This window comes from Enterococcus ratti, from assembly GCF_001886195.1.
In the GTDB taxonomy this organism is placed as follows: Bacteria; Bacillota; Bacilli; order Lactobacillales; family Enterococcaceae; genus Enterococcus_B; species Enterococcus_B ratti.
The window spans coordinates 1-314 of sequence record NZ_JXLB01000076.1 but is presented as its reverse complement, the minus strand read 5'-3'; the positions used below and the strand labels follow the sequence as shown (position 1 = coordinate 314).

Below are 314 nucleotides of genomic sequence, written 5' to 3'. Positions count from 1 at the left end.
CTTCTAGTTTCACTACTTTTGAACTACCTGAAATTTTGTTGCCAACATAAATTTCAAATTTGCCCTTTGTTAATTTAAAACCAGGATTGTATACTTTACCATCTACGGTTAAACGGAATTTTTTCGTGGTGCAACCTGTACAAGAACCGGTCATATATTCATCGCCAAGATTATATTTATCCACAGTTAATGAAACCGCTCGAACTTGAACCACTTGAGAAGCCACTTGTTCACCAGCACGGTTAAACATTTTTAGTGTAAATTCTTTTGTTCCTACTGGTACACGGCTTCCAATATATACTTCAAATTTATTT

The 314-nt window shown here is 34.7% G+C and carries 1 protein-coding gene; it reads right to left on the bottom strand.

Going from position 1 to position 314, the window contains the following annotated elements:
- Nucleotides 1-314: immunoglobulin-like domain-containing protein (locus RV14_RS11780; protein WP_342714789.1), on the bottom strand; the 314-nt coding region annotated here is incomplete at both ends.